Consider the following 1,761-nt stretch of genomic DNA (forward strand, 5'->3'; position numbering starts at 1 on the left):
TCGCTCGGGTCATCCTCGATATCAGCGACCATCGAGAGCCACAGACGCAGCTTGCAAATCTCGACTGCCCCATCTTCGATATCGACCCCATAGAGATTGTTCAGGATAATCGACCGCTTCGAGTAGAGTGAAATTCCTCCGTGGCCGCGCTCTATTTCCTCTACCTCTTCACGGCTAGACTCTCCATTCCCAGCTTTTGCTTCAGCATCGAGGCGCTGGAATACTCAATGCACTGCATCTACTGAGTATACCAAATTCGGTACCTCCGGCGTCTTTCCTCCCTTGATTGGGACTGAGTATCTTGTGCCACGTATTGTTGGAATGGCACCATGACCAATTTGGTAAGGAATAATCTCTGTACTCATCACTCACCTACGAGCAAACAGGATAGCTCATCCACCAATTACATATAAGCAAAGCAATTTTCAGAGAGTATGACTCTCCAGCAGATCACTGCGTCAGATATCGCAGGCTGGGACTCCCTCCGCGACATTGCAACCTCCCTTGAGAAGCGTGGATTGAAACCACGCCCGAAGTTGGGGGGTGATGCTGAGCTCGTCTTGCAACTCGACGATGACGAGTTCATCGTCATCGTCAACGCTGCCCCCGGCGAGACGGCCACCGACTTCAAACCTGAAAACCGATCTCGTCATACCAACCTCGTCGCGACGAACGACTTCGAGAACTTCACGTTCCTCACCCGGGTTCGCAGCTGGGAGGGCCAGCAACATGGTCGGATCAAGCACCAGAAGATCTCGTTCTCAAAGGAGCAGTTCACCAGTGAGAGCGGCGAGAAGAACACGATTCTCCAGAAGCTGAACTCGATTGAGTACGGCTCCTCTGCCGCAATCTACGACACTCTCTACGACACCCAGCAGGTCGTCAAAGAGTTTTATGAAGAGTTCGAGAAACTGCGGACAGATCTCATTCAAGAGGTCTCAGGGATTCCCGACGACCGCGGTGATGCGAAACAACGCTACGTCCAGGTCATCCTTGACCGGATGATTTTCCTGTACTTCATTCAGGAAAAGCGTCTGCTCGATCGAAATCCTAACTACCTCCACGAACAGCCGAGCAAAGTCGTTGATGACGGTGGGGACCACTACGAGGAGTTCTATGCACCCCTCTTCTTCGAATATCTAGCGGAGGACAAACAGAATCCGGACTTTGGAAGCCTCCCGTACCTCAACGGCGGGTTGTTCGCCAAAAATCCCGTCGAGGAAGCGTTCGGCGAAGCGAAGTTGGGGGGTTCGGCAAAAGACACGAACCAACTCCTTGAGGACATTCTCGACTTCCTCTCTGATTGGAACTGGAACGTCGACGAGCGACTCGACATCGTCGATCCAAAGAACCTCTCCCCTGCAATTCTGGGACATATCTTCGAGCAGACGGTCAATCAGAAGGAGATGGGGGCGTATTACACCCCTGAGGAAATCACGGGTTTCATGGCCCGACGGACGATTCACCCCTACTTACTGGACGAACTCAATGAAGCGATTGACGCTGACTACAGCGAGATTGACCATGTGTTTGGGTTCGCTGCAGTTGAATCTGAAGGAAGCCCAGAGGCCATTGCCGACGGTGGTACCATCACACAGCAGGTGCCGACGGAGAACGTCCAGACCAAACACGTCGAAACTCTGTATCACGATATCCTGAAGGATGCACATATTCTGGACCCTGCAGTTGGGAGTGGGGCGTTTCTGCTCGCCGCTCAGGAGGTCTTAATGGACCTATACATGCAGTGCATTGAGTATTTCC

General features: G+C 52.5%; 1 protein-coding gene and 1 pseudogene. One reads left to right on the forward strand and one right to left on the reverse strand.

The window, feature by feature from the left end; all coding sequences use genetic code 11:
• On the reverse strand, positions 1-155 hold a 155-nt coding region (locus GQS65_RS22260; RefSeq protein WP_394351472.1), incomplete at its 3' end, for an Eco57I restriction-modification methylase domain-containing protein.
• A 279-nt stretch (positions 156-434) separates the two neighbouring features.
• Here GQS65_RS22260 and GQS65_RS21260 point away from each other — a divergent pair.
• Positions 435-1,761, forward strand: a pseudogene (locus GQS65_RS21260) (Eco57I restriction-modification methylase domain-containing protein); the annotation flags it as partial.

Origin of the sequence: Halomarina oriensis, assembly GCF_009791395.1 — an archaeon.
GTDB classification, from domain to species: Archaea; Halobacteriota; Halobacteria; order Halobacteriales; family Haloarculaceae; genus Halomarina; species Halomarina oriensis.